Source organism: Bradyrhizobium sp. B097, assembly GCF_038957035.1.
Lineage (GTDB): Bacteria > Pseudomonadota > Alphaproteobacteria > Rhizobiales > Xanthobacteraceae > Bradyrhizobium.
In genome coordinates, this window is record NZ_CP152412.1 from 7382740 (window position 1) to 7400841 (window position 18102).

Annotated in this window: 11 protein-coding genes and 1 pseudogene; 9 read left to right on the forward strand and 3 right to left on the reverse strand. The window is 58.7% G+C overall.

Features of this window, described 5'->3' with window-relative positions:
• The first annotated feature begins 1149 nt into the window (after positions 1–1149).
• From AAFG07_RS33855 to AAFG07_RS33870, 4 genes are all read left to right on the forward strand, one after another.
• Complete coding sequence (locus AAFG07_RS33855; protein WP_342724034.1) at positions 1150–1551, forward strand: transposase; 402 nt, start codon at positions 1150–1152, stop codon at positions 1549–1551.
• Between the two features lie 50 nt (positions 1552–1601).
• Positions 1602–1895, forward strand: a complete 294-nt coding sequence (tnpB, locus tag AAFG07_RS33860) for an IS66 family insertion sequence element accessory protein TnpB (RefSeq protein ID WP_342729320.1) — start codon at positions 1602–1604, stop codon at positions 1893–1895.
• A gap of 47 nt (positions 1896–1942) precedes the next feature.
• Complete coding sequence (locus AAFG07_RS33865; protein ID WP_342724035.1) at positions 1943–3622, forward strand: IS66 family transposase; 1680 nt, start codon at positions 1943–1945, stop codon at positions 3620–3622.
• Positions 3623–4267: 645 nt separating this feature from the next.
• Positions 4268–7363, forward strand: a complete 3096-nt coding sequence (locus tag AAFG07_RS33870; protein WP_342724036.1) for an efflux RND transporter permease subunit — start codon at positions 4268–4270, stop codon at positions 7361–7363.
• Between the two features lie 88 nt (positions 7364–7451).
• On the opposite strand, the pseudogene AAFG07_RS33875 reads toward AAFG07_RS33870, so the two are convergent.
• Positions 7452–7843 (reverse strand): annotated as a pseudogene (locus AAFG07_RS33875) (transposase); the annotation flags it as partial.
• A gap of 1250 nt (positions 7844–9093) precedes the next feature.
• On the opposite strand from AAFG07_RS33875, the gene AAFG07_RS33880 reads away from it, so the two are divergent.
• Both AAFG07_RS33880 and AAFG07_RS33885 read left to right on the forward strand, forming a co-directional pair.
• Entirely contained in the window at positions 9094–9843 is a 750-nt protein-coding gene (locus tag AAFG07_RS33880; protein WP_342724037.1) for a hypothetical protein, read from the forward strand.
• 59 nt (positions 9844–9902) lie between these two features.
• Positions 9903–10622, forward strand: coding sequence for a hypothetical protein (locus tag AAFG07_RS33885; RefSeq protein WP_342724038.1), 720 nt, complete (start codon positions 9903–9905; stop codon positions 10620–10622).
• Positions 10623–10954: 332 nt separating this feature from the next.
• Here AAFG07_RS33885 and AAFG07_RS33890 read toward each other — a convergent pair whose 3' ends face one another.
• Both AAFG07_RS33890 and AAFG07_RS33895 read right to left on the reverse strand, forming a co-directional pair.
• Positions 10955–11200, reverse strand: a complete 246-nt coding sequence (locus AAFG07_RS33890; protein ID WP_342724039.1) for a hypothetical protein — start codon at positions 11198–11200, stop codon at positions 10955–10957.
• 153 nt (positions 11201–11353) lie between these two features.
• Positions 11354–12991: a hypothetical protein gene (locus AAFG07_RS33895; protein WP_342724040.1), complete on the reverse strand. Its 1638-nt coding sequence runs from the start codon at positions 12989–12991 to the stop codon at positions 11354–11356.
• Positions 12992–15102: 2111 nt separating this feature from the next.
• On the opposite strand from AAFG07_RS33895, the gene AAFG07_RS33900 reads away from it, so the two are divergent.
• The 3 genes from AAFG07_RS33900 to modC all read left to right on the forward strand — a co-directional run bounded on the left by AAFG07_RS33900 (position 15103) and on the right by modC (position 18097).
• Positions 15103–16143 carry a cytochrome-c peroxidase gene (locus tag AAFG07_RS33900; RefSeq protein WP_342724041.1) on the forward strand — a complete coding sequence of 347 codons (1041 nt, stop codon included), beginning with the start codon at positions 15103–15105 and terminating at the stop codon, positions 16141–16143.
• A gap of 281 nt (positions 16144–16424) precedes the next feature.
• Positions 16425–16931, forward strand: a complete 507-nt coding sequence (locus tag AAFG07_RS33905; protein ID WP_342724042.1) for a hypothetical protein — start codon at positions 16425–16427, stop codon at positions 16929–16931.
• A complete protein-coding gene (gene modC / locus AAFG07_RS33910) occupies positions 16928–18097 on the forward strand; it encodes a molybdenum ABC transporter ATP-binding protein (RefSeq protein ID WP_342724043.1) in 1170 nt (389 codons plus the stop codon). Before AAFG07_RS33905 ends, modC begins: the two co-directional genes overlap by 4 nt.
• Positions 18098–18102 lie beyond the last annotated feature (5 nt).

Genomic DNA, 18102 nt, shown 5'->3' on the forward strand with positions numbered 1-18102 from the left:
TGACGGTGTCGATCCCGGCCGAACGGCATGCTTTCCTCGCTTTGCGGGATCCTGGGCCCGGATTTCTCAGCGGAAGCAAAGCCTGCCGCGCGCCTGCAACCTCATGAAGGCGGTCCCGTCGCCGGAGACAATCTTCTCTGGTCGGCCGATGAATGGACTCAGATCGAAGTGCGACGGCGCAGACCGCTAAACGCTTCGAGCGCAAGATTCAAGCTGCAGGCATTGCTGAGCTCGTTACGACCTGCGACCACAGACGCGCGGTTTGTCTTAACGATCACCATCTTTCGTCGCATAGACGACATCGCAATCCGAAAAACCATGGGAATGCGCATCGCGCCTTCTGGCATAGATTCTGCACAGACGGTTCGGTGTAGGAGCGACGCGACAACGCCGGCCGTGGAGCTTCGCTGCGATAGCGCGCATGTTGTTTGTTCATGAGGTGAAATGCGATCTGGAGTTTTTGTTTGCGGCGCGGCAGCCGTTGCGCTTCTCGCATGTGGCGTCGCTAATTCGGCGGATCTCGAGGAGCGATAAAGGCCCCACCGCAACTCTGGAGCTGGACCGGAGGCTATATTGGCGTGCACGGTGGCGGCGGCTACGGCCGGACATTCTTCAGCGACCCCGACGGCCCATCGATCTACGGCGATATCGTCAGTACGCCTGTGTTCCTCGCGGGAGGCCAGATCGGTTACAATTGGCAAACGAATGGGTGGGTTTCTAGTCGGCGAGCGGACTATGGCCGCCGGATCGAGCGGCTGATCCGACTGCAAGGCTCGCGGGCGCGCCCGCGAAGTTGTCGCAGGCCTTTACAGGTCACGGCCAGAAACGCCGAGGTGTCACGAGATCGAGCGATTGCGCCGACGATCCGCGCTTCGCCCGTTTCGCGCTGGCCAAGATGGTAACAGCGCCGTCTTCAAGATCGAGAACAGCCGGTGCCGTGACTTTGCAAGCTATGTTTGCACAAGCATTACCATGCACTCGCTCCCTATCAGCGACGTCGTCCCGCCTCCGCACTCACTTCCAACCAGCGCGCCGTCACATCCGACTTAAGTGTACGGTCACGCATAGCAACGTATCCCTCCGTTGAGGGCCGCCTTGTTTGACGGACACGAGCGCTACAGGTCCTAGGGTAATCCTAGGAGAAGCGCTATGACGATTTCGCGGGCAGAGGTGATCACATCGATCGAGCGGCGGCGTCGGTGGTCGCGGGACGAGAAGGAGCGGCTGGTTGCAGCATCGCTCGAGCCCGGAGCCACTGTTTCCGAGGTGGCTCGCATGGCCGGCCTTCATGTGAGCCAGCTGTTCAGGTGGCGCAAAGAGCTTTGCAAGCACAGTGAGACGAGTATAGCGCCGTTAGTGCCGGTCGAGATTGGGCCATCTGTGCCGCCGCGGGATGTGGCCGAAGCACCATTGACGACGGCGCCGGCGCGTCGCCGGAGGAGCCATGGCATCATCGAGATTGATCTTGGTAGCGGACACCGCATCCGGGTCGATGGCGACGTTGATGGAGACGCGCTGCGTCGAGTTCTCGATGCCCTGGTACGCCGATGATCCCGGTTCCGACAGGCGCGCGAGTGTGGCTTGCGACGGGCTACACGGATATGCGCAGAGGCTTTCCGTCGTTGGCACTCCAAGTGCAGGAGGTGCTGCGCAAAGACCCGCTCGGCGGTCATCTGTTCGTCTTCCGCGGTCGCCGCAGCGATCTTGTGAAGGTGATCTGGCACGATGGCCAGGGAGCATGCCTGTTTACCAAAAGACTCGAGAGAGGGAAGTTCATCTGGCCATCGGTTGCCGGTGAATCGGTAACGATCTCGTCGGCGCAGTTGAGCTATCTGTTGTCCGGGATCGATTGGCGCAACCCTCAAGAAACCCATCGTCCGACGCGGATCGGATAGCCGCTTTTACGGTTTGAATCTGCTGCTCGATCTGATTCAATGGCTTCATGATATCGAAGCCGGACGATCTTCCATCGGACCTTGCGAGTGCCCTGGCGGCGCTGCAGGCCGAGCGTGAGGCGCGGCTGCGAGCCGAGGCGGTGGCTGCCAGTGCGCGAGCGGAGCTGTCGGACAACGAGGCGCTGATCGCGCATCTCGAACTGCGGATCGAGAAGCTCAAACGCGAACTGTACGGGCAGCGCTCCGAGCGCACGGCACGGCTGCTCGAGCAGCTGGAACTGGAGCTCGAGGAACTCGTCACCACGGCGAGCGAAGATGAGCTCGCCGCGCAGGCCGCAGCGGCGAAGACGCAAAACGTCCGCCCCTTCATGCGCAAGCGGCCGGTACGTAAACCATGGCCGGACGACATCGAACGCGAGCGCGTCGTCATTGAGGCTCCAACGACTTGTGCCTGCTGCGGTGGATCGCGGCTGGCGAAGATCGGTGAGGATGTGACCAAGACGCTGGAGGAGATCCCGCGCCGCTTCAAGCTGATCGAGACGGTGCGCGAGAAGTTCACCTGCCGCGATTGCGAGAAGATCAGCCAGCCGCCCGCGCCGTTCCATGCCACGCCGCGCGGCTTCATCGGCCCACAATTGCTGGCGACGATCCTGTTCGACAAGTTCGGCATGCATATCCCGCTCAACCGCCAGAGTGCGCGCTTCAAGGCCGAGGGGATCGACTTGCCATTGTCGACGCTGGCCGACCAGGTCGGCCACGGGAGCTTTGCCGCCATGCCGCTGTTCCACTTGATCGAACGCCATGTGCTCGCTGCCGAGCGCCTTCATGGCGATGACACCACCATCCGTATCCTGGCGAAGGGCAAGTGCACGACCGGGCGGATCTGGACTTATGTGCGGGATGACCGGCCCTTCGCCGGGCCTGCGCCGCCGGCGGCGGTCTATTACGCCTCGAGCGACCGACGAGGCGAGCATCCTCAGAAGCATCTCGCCGCCTTCGCCGGTATCCTGCAAGCCGATTGTTACAACGGCTTCGAGCCGCTGTTCGACCCACAGAAGAAGGCGCGGCCGATTACGCCGGCGTTTTGCTTTGCCCATGCGCGGCGAGGCTTCTTCGAGCTTGCTGACATCGAGAAAAATGCTCGGGAAGGTAAGAAGGGCAAACCGGTCTCGCCGATCGCGCTGGAGGCGGTCAGACGCCTGGATGCATTGTTCGAGATCGAGCGCGCCATCAACGGCCGCGTCGCGGAGGAGCGGCGCGTCGTGCGCCAGGAAAAGAGCAAGCCGCTTCTCGCGGACATGCACGCCTGGTTGCTGCGTGAGCGCGGAACCCTCTCGCGCTCCTCTGAGGTCCTGAAGCCGATCAACTACATGCTCAGGCGCTGGGACGACTTCGCCCGCTTCCTCGACGATGGCAGGATCTGCTTGACCAACAATTGTGCTGAGCGCGCATTGAGGGGCATCGCATTGGGAAGGCGCAACTGGACCTTCGCCGGCAGCCAGCGTGGCGCCGACCGTGCCGCCATCATGCTGACGATGATCACGACCTGCCGCCTCAACGAGGTCGATCCGAAAGCCTGGCTCGCCGACGTCCTCGACCGTATCGCCGATCTTCCCGCATCGCGTCTGCACGAACTGCTGCCCTGGGAATGGAAGCTCCTGCCCCAAGCCGACAAGGCCGCCGATCAGCAGGTCGCCTGGCCTTCACACAACGCCCAGCCATCATAGAGGCCACCGCTCTCACGCGCATGCGCCAATCTGGCGGTCTTCGTCGTATGCGTACATAGCAACCAAACGGTCTCTTTAAGGAGATCCCGTTCCCGAACCTCCTCACAAATGTCAAAAGAAGTGGGCGCGACAACATTCATACCGATCTTGCGTCTCGTCTCCGCCAGCTTCGTCCAATCAGCCAAGCACAGGGCCCCGAAACCAAGATCCATTTCACAAGTAGGCCGATCGTGGGCGGCGGCGATCAGTGTACGGACCTCATCCTGATTGTCGCGACATAGGATCGGGTGATCGTTTGGGATTGCACGGGTCTTATCGGGTCGAGAAGTCAGTAGCCGAAGATCGAAATGGTGTGATGCGCCTATCGACGGGACAGTTGTCCCCGCAGGTCGAAGGCTTCGGCTCAATTTCGGAAAGCTCTGCCTGCAAATTCACAGGATAGCGTGTCAACACCAAGATTGAGTAGGTTCGGTCATAGCCAGGTTTATGTACTGGTTAATCCCCTCGACGTCTTGGCTCGCTTCGTTCTCTTGTGTTCGATCCCGTAACTTCACCGGATACAAGATATCTGCCGTCGAAGCGCTACCTTGTGCCGACGAGTCTAGCTCCATTCACACAAGCGCGTCGCGCGACTTTAGCCTGGCGATGGTCTCAATCTCAGAGCCATTTATTCGTAGACCGGTCGGCACCACTTTGCTGTCGATTGGCCTACTTCTGCTCGGAGCCCTGGCTTACGGGTCTTTGCCTCTGGCTTCTGTCCCAAATGTCGATTTCCCAACGATCTTCGTCTACGCTTTTCGACCTGGAGCTGCACCATCGGTGATAGCAGCGACTGTCGCCGCGCCACTGGAGCGACGGCTTGGCCAAATCGCGGGTGTTAACCAGATCACATCAACGAGCACCCTCGGATCCACCTACATTTCATTGCAGTTCGATCCTGGGCGCAACCTGGACCGCGCTGCACGCGATGTGCAAGGCGCAATCAACACATCGCTGCCGGACCTGCCGAGCGATCTGCCGTCAGTCCCTCGCTTCTACAAGTCGAACACCTCCGGCGCGCCCGTTTACGTCCTGGCTCTCACCTCCAAGACGCTGTCGCCTAGCGACATCTATGATGTAGCTGACACTGTACTCCTGCAACGACTGGCACAGGTGTCGGGGGTGGGAAACGTCTCGGTCAGTGGCGCCGATCAGCCGGCGGTGCGCATCCATTTGAATCCGGTGGCGCTTTCCAGCGCTGGCATTTCAACTGAAGCAGTCCGAGCCGCGATTATTAATGCCAATCCGCTCGGGCCAGTCGGCATCTTCAACGGCGAGCGGCAGGGCGAGATGCTGGAGTTGAACAGGCAGATGCGCCGCGCGCAGGAATTCCGCGGTATCGTAATCAAGAGCTCGAATGGCAATTTCGTGCGCCTCTGCGACGTCGCCGAAGTCGAGGACTCCGTCCGCAACATTCGGTCGGCCGCGTGGTTCAACAACCAACCCGCGGTTTTGATTCATATTAGAAAACAGGCCGACGCCAACGTCATCGACACGGTCGACCGGATCAAGGCATTAATCCCGGAGCTTAAGCGATGGATTCCGGCGGGCGTGGAAATCTCGACGCTGGTCGATCGCACCGGCACGATCCGCGCCAGCGTACTCGACATGTACCTGACCTTGCTTGCGGCTGCCGTTCTGGTAATGGTCGTTATTTTCGTGTTTCTGCGTCGGATCACGCCTACGGTTGCCGCCGGCATCTCAGTGCCGCTATCGCTCGCCGGCACCTGCGTTGGCATGTGGGGCGCTGGCTTCTCCATCGACAATCTGTCGCTGATGGCGCTCGCGATTTCGATCGGCTTCGTGATCGATGACACCATGGTCATGATCGAGAACATGTTCAGCAATCTGGAGCAAGGCATGCTGCCGTTCCGGGCGGCTCAGGAGGGCGCAAAGCAGATAGGCTTCACGGTTGTAACGATCTCACTGTCGTTGATCGCCACCTTCACGCCATTGCTATTCATGGACGGCATTCTCGGCCGCATGCTACGCGAGTTCTCGATAACCCTCACCTTTGCCATCCTGATCTCAACGCTGGTCTCGCTCACGGTCACGCCGATGATCTGCGCACATCACATCCGGCAGACGACCTCAAGCACCGCCACTCTATTCGACCGCGTCATCGAGGGGGCGCTGTCCCGTATCGTCGATAACTATGCGAAGTCGTTGCTTGCCGTAATGAAGTTTCCGATGCTGACGTTGTTGATGTTCTTTGCGACCAGCGCACTGACGGTGATCCTCTACATCGAGACGCCCAAGGGCTACTTTCCGCACGACGATTCTGGTCTCATCATCGGCGTGACGCGCGTCTCCCCCGATACCTCCCTCCAAGCGATGCTGGGTTTGCACCGGCAACTCGCCGACATCGTGATGACAGATCAGGCGGTCGCCGACATTGGATCGTTCGTGGACGGAGCGAGCGGACTTGGTCAAGCGTCCAATGCCGGCTCGATGTTCATCAGCCTGAAACCGCCGGAAGAGCGCTATTACATGTCGACCCAGATCGTGATCGACCGGCTGCGCCGCAAGGTCCAAGGCATTGCCGGCATCGGCCTCTTCATGTTCGCAGTCCAGGACGTTGGCGCTGGCGCTGGCAGGCGACAGAGCAATTCCGACTACCAGTATACGTTGTCGAGCACCGATCTCGATCTGTTACACGAATGGGCGCCAATCGTGTACAAGCGTATAAAGACGGTCGAGGGAATCACGGATGTCTCTGCCGATCGCGAGCCCAGCGGATTGCAGCTCAATCTCACGATCGATCGGCAGATCGCGTCGCAGCTCGGCATCCGTGTCCAGGAGATCGACAACGCGCTCAACAACGCATTCTCGCAGCGGCAGATCTCAGTCATCTATACCCAGCGGAACCAATATGCGATCGTGCTCGAAATAGACCCAAAACTCCAGCTCGATCCATCCAATCTAGATCGCATCTCCGTTACCGGCGCCAATGGCGCGCAGGTGCCGTTGTCTGCGGTCGTGAGCCAACAGCGCGGACTGGCGGCGCTGGCGGTGTACCATTCGCAGTCGTTTCCCTCGACCACTGTCTCGTTCAACCTCCTTCCCGACGTGCCGCTTCAGGTCGCCTTGGCGAACATCCAACGATCGGTCGAGGAGTTGCACATGCCCGAGGGTATTCGCGGCAGCTTTGATGGCGATGCCGGCGATTTTGCCAGCTCCAGCGGACGGCAGCCGCTCTTGATCCTGGGCGCACTGGTTGCGGCATATATCGTGCTCGGCATGCTCTACGAAAGTCTGGCCCATCCCTTGACCATCATCTCGACCCTACCGTCAGCGGGACTGGGCGCGCTTCTGGCCTTGCAGGTCACCAACACGCCGCTCACCGTGACTGCCTTCGTCGGCATCATCCTCTTAATCGGCATCGTCAAGAAGAACGGCATCATGATGGTCGACTTTGCGCTCGAGGCCGAGCGCCAGCGCGGCATGTCTCCAGTGGACGCGATCTTCGAAGCCTGCCAGGCGCGCTTCCGACCGATCTTCATGACGACAATCGCGGCGGTGTTTGCCGGCATCCCGCTGGTCATTGCCACCGGCCCCGGCACCGAACTCCGGCGTCCGCTCGGCATCTCCATTATCGGCGGGCTCTTGGTCTCTCAGATGCTGACCCTCTACACGACGCCCGTGATCTACCTTTTTATCGATGGACTGCGGAAAAGGTCCGAAGCGACCGGCGCTCACTAACGGGTGTGCAGGTATCTGCCGAGGAGCTCTCTTGGTGGGGCGAAAGGCTTCGAAGGTAATGCCTCTGCCTGGTATCCAGTTACAGTGATTATGACTCTTTGGAAGTGGCGGGATAGGCGCCCGCCATTTTGGCGCGAGCCCTGTCTGTTGTGAACATCCATTTGATGCGGGAGCGGGCGGCATTTCGTTGTCATTCCCAAGCGGTGATTTCGCGGCGCAGTCGCTTGGGGCGTCGATCCTGCGATCCAGGCACTGGTCGCGCAGGACGCCGATCTCGACCATATTGAGCCGGCTTGCGTGTTTTGGGGTGTAGTGGAACTCGAGCCGTCGCAAACTCCGCCTGGCTTCGGCGGGCGGGAACGCCTGATAGAGGGCGCCCCCGGAGTGGGTCGATAAATTGTCCTGGACGACCCGGATGATCTCGGCGTCGGGATAATGGATGTCGACGAGATCACAGATGCATTGGACGTAATCTCTTGCCAACTCGCCGCAAGCGCTCGGCGCGCCCGGCCGATCCCGCTCCCGCAGAACACAGACCCCGCGGATCTGCCGCTGCGGACCCAACGTCACATTCCAAATTCGATCGCGACGATACGACGGCTCGAACATGAGGACGTCCGAACGCTGTCGAGATGTCCTTGTTGTGCGATCAAGTTCGACCATACACAGATCATCATTTGTGACGCTGTAAGCCTAGCACAGGCGAGCCCGCAGGCCTCGACGCCCCGACTTCTGCGAGGTCGCCTGGCTCCAATAGGCCGACTGTCCCCGCGCGCCGCGATTTCGGACGTCGACGCCTGTGCCATCAGATAGGTCGTGTCCGCGCATTCCCTCGGCCAAGCCTTTGATCAACCGTTCGGCGTTGCGGCAGCCTCATCCCGATTGCCATTTGCACGAGGGGCTCGCCACCTTCGACGTGTCGCCGGATGAAAAGGCCTATCTCCGAGCGCCCCTCCCCGATCCCTCTCGACGGTGGCACGCGGCGTAATTGGTGACGCCAGTACTCAAAGCGAGGATTGCCAATAAAGATGGCCATCCCGCCCGCCGATGCAAGCACACGAAGATTGCTCATCGGACATCGCTTCACGACGTCAAATCGTCCAATAGGTTCGCTACTTTGGCCCGAGGTTTCGGCTTGGAATTCCAGTATTCGCACCCACGGATAGCTTTGACCAAACTGAGAGTTCGATGCTTTCAATGTCATCTATGAACTGACCAGCCCTCTCACCACCTGGCAGAACACACCACCATGATTGCCGAACGAGATGCTTGATGATCGACGAAGTCATGGTCGCGCGATCATGACTGTCGAAAACCCCTGGACACCTGCGTAGTACCGCTTCGATCATGCTGCCGCAAAGTCTACAATCTGACGCTACGTGAGATTCAAGTCATTTCATGCTGCGCCAAGATCGGCGGCAAACAACAGCTGACAGTGATCCCGATGATCATCCCCAGCGCGCAGTTGATTCTTCGACGAACTGATCTTTCAGCTGCTGCCAAACCTCTCGTGGAGCACGAGTACGAGTGATTAGTTGCCGTTCTCGACCTGCACCGTCGCTGCAATCAAGCGGCCTCACTGGCTTCATGTTGGAAACTGTCGACCAGTCGCGCACCTCTCGTATCAAAGATTCGATTGCCCCTTCTTTCTGCCATGTTCGCATCCAAAGCAGGTACTTGCCGATAGCGTACTTCGCGCACGGCAATAGCGAGTGTCTCAGGAGATTTTCATGGTGAAGCCAGTTGTGATTGTGGTGGGTGCGGACAAGGGAGGAGTCGGCAAGACGACCGTATCACGAACCCTTCTGGACTATTTCAGCGTCAATAACGTGCAAACACGTGCATTCGACACGGAGTCGCCGCGGGGAACGCTGAAGCGCTTCTATCCTGAGATTACCGAGATCGTCGACATGACAACGACCGCGGACCAGATGAAGATCTTCGATACCCTGAACTCAGGGCTATCCGTCACCGTCATCGACGCTCGCGCCGGCTTACTGTCCTCCGCACTGGCCTCTTTGCGCGACATCGGCTTTTTGGATTCGGCGCGGTCCGGACAGATCACCTTTGCCGTATTCCATATCTTGGGATCATCTATCGCTTCGCTGGACGAGATCGCCGAGACCGCTACCTTCATGAGCGGCGCAAAGTACTATCTGGTCAAGAACTTCATCAACGACACTCAGTTCTTCCAGTGGGACCAGTCCACCTATAATTCCTATTTTCACCGTATCAAGCATGCGACCGAGTTGACCATACCGAAACTTAACGAGATGGCCTATGAGCAGGTCGAAGTCGCTTCCGTCCCATTCGTCGACTTCGTCGCAAACAAGGGGCGGAACGATGAGCCGGCGAATAACTCCTTTGTGCTGCGCGGCTATGTCCGGCACTGGCTGGCAAATGTCTGGAGCGAATTTGATCGCATCAGTTTGACCGAACTGGCCGGCGCCAAGCCAGCCATCCGAGGTGGCGAGAAGTAGTCGCATAATCGGCGAGCGACGGGTTAATCCCAGTACGAAACGAGATTGATCTGCTGGCTATGTTAGCGACCCCCATCTACATCATCTGCTCTCCTAGCCCGCAGGTCGGCAAAACCCTCATCGCTCGCCTCGTGAGCGAGTTCTTGCTGCTAAAAAATGGCTCGGCGCTCTCCTTCGATGTCAGTCTGAAGGAGCCGTCATTGCTCGATTACCTCCCCAACATCACGGAGACCGCAGATGTGATCGATACTTACGGCAAGATGAAGTTGATGGACCCGCTGATCATCCATGATGGGGTCGCCAAGGTGATCGATCTCGGCTTCCATGCCTTTGATGAATTCTTCAAGATGTGCGAGGAGATCGGATTTATGAGGGAGACGATGCGCGGCTATGTCGCGCCTATCATCCTCTTCGTCGCGGGGGCTGACCGCATCTCCGCTCGTAGTTATGACATGCTGCGGCGGCGGATTCCGCCGGCGGCACTCGTCACTGTCCACAACGAATTCGTGTTGCGCGGCGGACTACCTGATGCGATGGATGGCGAGCGGGTACTCCGGATTCCCGCGCTGCCGCTGTTTCTCAAGAGATATATCGACCGACTTAGCTTTTCCTTCACCGGATATCTGCGCGACGAGAAGGACTGGTCCACCGAACTGCATCAGTGGATCCGACGAAATTACACCATGTTTCGCGATCTGGAATCGAGTGTGATGCTGCGGCGACCCTATCGCTCCCGAGCGACGAATATCGAGAGCCTACGGAGCACAAGGGCACACTGAAATTCCGGCTCGCCATCCATTTCGCGATGGGAGGTGAACGTGTGGAATTGCGATAAAGGATCCTTCACCCGGATCGAGTAGTCGAGAGTACTTCTTCGAGCCGGCACGCGCCCCCGACGCAATCAAACAAAGGCTGGATTGTGTCTTCGTGGATGACAAGCTCGCCCTATTTGACATCGACCGCGAGGACCGATCCTGCAGCATCGGCTCATGCTGTCGCAGATTTCGGCGGGCAAGCGACGATGACCCGGCTCTTGCCCCGCGGCCATTGCCAACTGATCAATTGAACGGCTGCATCTGCACTGACACAACGGATTTTAGGCAACGCCAGCTCAGTGCAACAGATCCGTGCCGCGGCCGATTAACTCGAGCATTGACTTCGCCTTGTTGATCTTGCGTGAGACGCGCTTCATTATCCGGATTGCCGCCTCTTCCGTCGCGATCAGCCCCGCTCTTTCGCAAGCTAGCCCGAAATGATGCATCACCTGTTCGTCGGATGGCGCGATACGATTTTGCAACAAGCTGGTCGTCAATGATGAGAGCATGTGCTCGACGACATCCTTCTCAGCCTCGATCAAGAACTAGTCCTTCTGATTGTTTGCTCAATTCTGCATAATGTGAACGCTGCCGACCGCATCACCAGGGCGGCGCTCGCTGCGCGGGACTGTCGTGTCGAGACCTCGCCGCATCGTGCGCATTGAACACGGCTGCCGCGAGATTTCGTTGGTCGATTACCTCGTCTGCCGGGACCACTTGTCCCCAACACGGGGCTGCACGGCTTCAGTTTGCGTGAGCTGCAGCTGCCTGATGATCTCCGCTATCGTCCGGTCGCCCGCGGCGTCTTGCGGCCATTTACTAAGGTCATTCAGCAGATTCTCCGATTCCAGCTTGGTAAAGTCAAAGAGCCGGGCACCGCGGCGAAGGACCTCATCGGCGATTGCGATCATGGCTTTGCGAGCGGCACTCTCTTGCGACCATTTGTTGAACCCGATCAGCAAACCCCTGAGGTCTTGGGCAGTGAAACCTGAGAGCCCCGCCTTGCGCTCGGCGCGGCGAACGACCTCGCCCGCGAGCACAACGGTCACTTGACCAAAAGGCAGTTCCTCCGGCCAGTTGCTGAAGCCGTTCACTAAATTCGCCAGTCCCTGCTGTGAGAAATCGCTGAGCTGAGCGGAGCGGCGCAAAACCTCACGCGCGAGTACGACCGCGGCCCGGCGAAAGGTGGTCTCTTCCGGCCACCTGCCAAAGCCGTTCACCAGGTTCGCCAGCCCCTGCTGGGTAAGATCAGGGAGTTGGGCAGCACGGCAAAGCACCTCACCAGCGATCGCGACCGTCGCATTGCGACAGATCGCATCTTCAGGCCATTTGCAAAACCCGTTCACAAGGTTCGAAAGTGCTTGCTGGGTATAGTGAGGAAGCTGGGCGGCACGGCGCAAGAGTTCACTTGCGATCGCCACTATCGCCTGACGAGTGACTGCCTCATCTGGCCATTTACTGAAGCCATTCACTAAATTCGCCAGATCCTGCTCGCTAAACTCGTGAAACCGAACGACACGTCCAAGGACTTCGCCCGCAATCGCGACTGTGACTTGACCAACGGGCAGCTCTTCCGGCCACTTGCTGAAGCCGTTCACCAGGATGGCCAACCCCTGCTGGGCATAATCGCAGAGCCGGCCGGGACGGCGCAGGATCTCGCGCGCAAGCGCGGCCGCGGCTTGGCGTGAGGCCGCCTCTTCCGGCCATTTGCTGAATCCGTTGACGAGGCTCACCAGCCCTTGCTGTGTAAAGTCAGAGAGCTGGTGGCGGCGGCCTGCCCGGCATATGACCTCGCCCGCGATCGCGGCCGCGGCCTGACGAAAGTCTGCCTCTTCCGGCCATTTGCTGAAACCGTTTATCAACGCTGCCAGGCTTAGATTGTTCAATCGTTGAAGCGACCTGCTTTCCTCGCGACAAAAGTTAGCTATTCTGATCGCTCCGTTGCGACAATCCGCTCTACCGGAGTGCCGGCCGAATGATGCTGCAAATATAGAGAGGGCTCTAACTCCGACTTTCCCAATCAGGGCCTGGTCGAGCTGCGACACGCGAGAAGCTATTCTCTCGCAAGCGTCCCGGCCGGCATGGCCTCCGGCCTTTCGGCTCACCGCGTTGCATGTCGTGGCATAGCCCCACGATCTCCCGGCACGGATGCTTTGCTCGAAACTCGGCAGAAATCTAGATTGAAACTCAACGGCGGCCTTTTGCAGAAACGCGGGGTGATCCGCCTTGCGCAGCTGCTTGTCGCACGTGACCACCGCAGTTGAGAATTCAACGATATCGCGAGCGCGATCGATTTCGCGTAACGCCGTCGTCAAGTTGGTTTGAGCGGACATACCACCTTCCGAGCTTTTACCGCAATGTCCTGCACGGCCACGCGCTCAATGCGACCGGTCATCGCCTCTGGCTGGATCCTAACCGCCTATGCAGTTGAGGCATCTGCTTGCGAGGGCCGGGCCTTTCACTCAGCGCGCTCTCGTTGCGCGGTGAGAAATGCGATTGCGGCTGTTGCCGGCTACATTGTGCATCATTCCATCACCTCTTGCCAGGTCGCGAGTCCGCATATTGCAGCGCGATTGAGGATAGCCAGCATCGCGTCGCCTCATACCCATGATGCAACTGGCCTTCGTGCCAGTCGCCCCCAAGCGACAAGGCAATTAGCGTGCCGTCGTTGCCCGATCATTATTTGCCAATGAATCATAGGACGTCTGCCGGCCCGTGCCACCGCCTTTGCCCTTACGAGGCTACAACCTGACGCAACGTGAGATTCAAGCCAATAAATGAGCATCTTGACGCTAAATGTGCACAGCTGTTGACGACAGAAATGATTATCAGTGGCGAGCTTATTGAGTTCGCCACTGATTCTGGCTGACATATCCCCTCTGATAGCTCAGGTCTTAAGCATGGCACTCGCGTTTTCTTTGTTTGAGGCGCGCGTGCGGCGTATCGGGATCAAGCTCGGCTTCCCACAAGGGACGAACATCGCGACCATGCCATTTCGTATGACGTTGGTGAGCTCGCGTACTTCCCTCACTTTGTCGATTGAGACAATGATCGCGATGCCGGTAGCAGCGCGGCACTGACCACTTGTCACTCCCGATGCCGGACGATCGGCAGTTTGTCGACGCCTCGTTTCGACCGTCCCTTTCTTTCCGCCGCGGTTGGCATCACGCGGCGACATTCGACAAGCAAGCTTTTGAAATTGTCTCGAAGACAAAACATGGTCGCGTCCACATCCCCACGTCCTGTAAAGCGGTTGCAGAAGCGCATCACGTCTGGTCTGCAAGACGTCAAGACCTCTTCAGACCTCCGACCGCGCGCGTGACCGTATCCCGTGCACAACATGGCCGCGATCGCAACCGCAGCAAGGGCGGCTGAATGGCGATACGCAGGGGAGGTCCAACCCGTTCGTCGCTTTTGGTTCACCAAACCTCTCTTAAGCCGCATATCCTTCATGATCGTTCTGTGCCCTGCGATTATCGTCCTGTTTGCCGGGAAGCAGGCCCGGCGTTGGCAGCAACCGCCGTGCTATTGCAGGGCGGGCGTCGTCGTTGCCGTGCTTCCGAATCATCGTTCCACCACGCGCAACAGGCCTGTCGCCAAGACTAACGCACAGCAAAAATCGGCCGCACACGCGGCCCGCGCAGTCGGCTATAGCGCTTGAGACATTCGCGATGTGGTCCCCAATATGACACTTCTGCAAAGGCGTCCGATCTTGCTTCGGAAGACCTACAACCTGACGTTACGGTCGATTCAAGCAATTTGAGCGTCGAGCGAGTGTCAATGCGCTCTGAGATGGGCATATCTCCATCATGACGTGAGCCGGTAGAACGCACTCTTTGACAATTGCACGCTTCTCCGGCTGCACCGCGTGCGAAACGTCATCCGGTATCGACCGATGATCGCTCGGCCTACAAGTTGGAGCGCAGCGTATTGTTGAAGGCGCCACAGACGGGCATAGCGATTCCGTCGGGTCGATCACCCGACAAGTGGCGTCGTCGCTGCTCGCTCTGTGTGACTCCGGCCAGCGTCTTAGCGCCTGCACGCTCAACGATGAGCAGGACCGACAGCTTTACGACCTGAACACGAGGTTCGAAGCGATCGGCCCAGAATACCTTGGTCTGGGCTGGTGATTGTCGTATCTGTGACGGACAGTTGATTTCGGAGGTTCAAGCCGCCTGCAGCTATTCCTATTCTGCGGTTCCTTGAGACCAAAATCAGCGCTTAGACCTTGAGCCCGACTGGCACGGCGGTTGCTACTAACAGCGGCAAGCGTGAGACCTGGGTGCAGCCTAGCCACAACACGGAAGATGCCATTTGTCTTTGACTGCTGCCAGCCATTCTGCAGACGGCAGGCCGCGCGAATCCCGCGCGATGTTCGCGATTTCCAGCATCTACGACAACAATAAGGCTCAGTATGAGGAAATCAACGGCACGAGAGCTTTACATGGCAGGCAAGTTATGTGTTGTGGCCGTTGGGATTCTGGTTTCGTCAGCAGCGGGCGGCAATGATGATTTGATGAGCGCCGCGAGGCGGATTTTCAAGCCGATCCCCTCAGTCGCTCCCGCGATGAAGGATAACCCTACCACCCACGAAAAAGTCACGCTTGGCAAATCCCTGTTCTTCGATCCGAGGCTATCGGCGAGCGAGGTCATTAGCTGCAATACATGTCACAATCTTGGGACCGGCGGAGTAGATGCCGGTCCGATGTCGGTTGGTCATCGCTGGCAGCTAGGTTCGCGTCGCGCACCAACGGTCTATAACGCAGTCTTCAACGTGGCGCAGTTCTGGGATGGTCGCGCGGCAGACCTCAAGGCCCAGGCCGCAGGCCCTGTCCAGTCCAGCGTTGAAATGAATACGACGCCCGCTCGCGTGCTCATCACGTTGAATTCGATGAACGATTATATTGTTATGTTCAGTAAGGCGTTCCCCAACGATGCGGCGCCGGTTACCTTTGAAAATTTCGCCAAGGCGATCGAGGCTTTCGAGACGACATTGATCACACCCGCCGCCGCCTTCGACCAGTACCTCGAGGGCGATGCGTATGCGCTTAGTGAGCAGCAGAAAGCAGGATTAAAGCTGTTCATCGAAAAGGGATGCTCCTCTTGCCACAATGGAATCAACGTCGGTGGACAGGATTACTTCCCGTTCGGTGCGATGGAAAGGCCAGCCGCTAGCCTGCTTCCTCGGGACGACAAGGGCCGTTTTGCCGTCACCAGGCTGCCCAGCGACGAGTATGTTTTTCGCTCCGCGCCGTTGCGCAACGTCGCATTGCGCTCCCCTTACTTCCATTCGGGCCAGGTTTGGAGCCTCAAACAAGCGGTTGGCGTGATGAGTGAGATTCAACTGGGCGTGAAGCTTGACGATACAGAAAAAGACGACATCGTCGCGTTTCTGAATTCACTCACCGGGCAGCTTCCTAAGATCGATTATCCGATATTGCCCGCGCGTACCGAAAAAACACCAAGGCCCTCTGTGGACAAATAGAGCCACTACCGTAACAGAACTAGGCGGTCGTCGAATGCTGAGGAATACGGCGCGCCCACGCAAGCTTCTCGTCCGTCCTGCACGGCAGGTTGGCGACGCGAACGTCTGAAACCCAACGATACGATGCGGCCATTCCACACGCTGGGCTCGGACCTATGCGCGGTTCACCATGAGCCAAGCGGGCCGTGCACCGTATTTTTGAACGGCACGCAGATTGCTGGGTAAGGAGCAAGGAGCTGCCGCGACGAAAGCGGTCGCGGCGGACCACCGCCGGAGTTCCAATGAAGCCTATCCAATTGATCCTAATCGATCTGGTCTTGATGCTGCTTGCGCCTGAAATTGCAGAAGCCATGAATAAGGGCGTTGGCGCAAACTTCACATTGGCGGCTACGAAAGCTGTGCCCCCTTTCAAGCGGATTGCCGGCGCCGAAGCGGTATTGAGCTCTGGCGAGAACCGACACCAAACGACGCAAGCCGTGCCATGTCAGCTCTCGGCGGACGCCCTTTCTCCGGCAAAGCTAGCTGAGAATTCCGCGACACTGAAACCCGCTTTATCTACGTCATCGACAAGCGCGCGCGGCAGCGTTCGATTACCAGCGCTCAAGATGCCGGCTGCCGTAACACCATCAATCCGCATTCCTGCGGCCGCACCTGAAGGCCTCCTCGGGGCGGAGACGCCGCGCTGGAGCGAAACAGACCGAATTGTCGGCGGTATGGTGATCGTCGCCTTTGCCGCCATTCTGCTCGTGAGCTTGATGGAAAGATGCAGCACAGGCACAGGTACGTGAGAAACGCAAATCCTGGCCAGATCGAGGTCGCCTTCAACGGCTCTCAGGCAAGCATCCCGCTGGATGCGCAGTTCAGCGTACCGGCCAATGGTGTCACGGCGATCTTCGGTCCGCCTGGGTGCGGCAAGACCACACTCGCGCGCTGCATCGCCGGCGTTCAGCGTCTACCGAGCGGGTTTTGCGCCATCGATGGCGAGATTTGGCAGGATGAGACGACGTTTCTGCCGCCTCATCAGCGTCCCGTCGCATATGTATTTCAGCGACCGATTCTGTTTTCTCATTTGTCTGTCAAGCGCACCCTTCTGTACAACGCGCCAAAATCAAGACCGACACTGATCGACTTTGATGGTGTGGTTGAATTGCTCGGCTTGGCGCCATTGCTTGACCGTCAGCCGTCATTTCTTTCTGGCGCCGAGCGACAGCGACTTGCCCTGGGCAGCGCACTGTTGTCCCAACCTCGGCTCCTTCTGCTGGACGACCCGCTCATTGTGCTCGACCGCCCCGCCAAGCGCGAGATTCTGCCATTTCTCGAGCGAATGCGTGAAGAGCTCACATTGCCTATGATCTATATCAGCCATGACATGGCTGACATCGAGCGCTTTGTCGATCATCTCGTCATGATGAGAGATGGCATTGTGACTGCGACTGGGCCGCTGCATGCCGTTCAGAGCGATCCAGCGCTTGCCGCGCGTGGCGAAGCGGCAGTTTGCGTTGACACCATCGTCGGCGGCTACGACGGGCGCTATGGGCTAATCATCCTCCGCCTCAAAGGCGCGCGTCTGTTGATACCGGGACCGCCGCTCAGACCCGGCGCACAGCTGCGGCTGCGCATTGCAGCCGGCGATGTCAGCGTCGCGTGCGAGGTACCGCGCGCAAGTTCCATCCTCAATATCTTTCCCGCACGCATCAAAGCCTCTCTGCCGTTCGACGAAGCTGAGGTGACATTGGTTCTGGCTCTGGAAACAGGCCGATCGGGCGTGCCGCTTTTGGCCCGCATCCCGCGCCGCTCCTTTGATGCGCTAAAGCTCAGCAATGGAACGGACGTATTCGCCGAGGTCGCGCGCGCCTTGCCGGTCGCGGCCCCCGAGCGGTTGCTCATTACCCCGTCATCACCCGCAGGACTTCTTCAACGGGTAAGCGCCGACACGAGAAACAGACAGCAATAGGACCA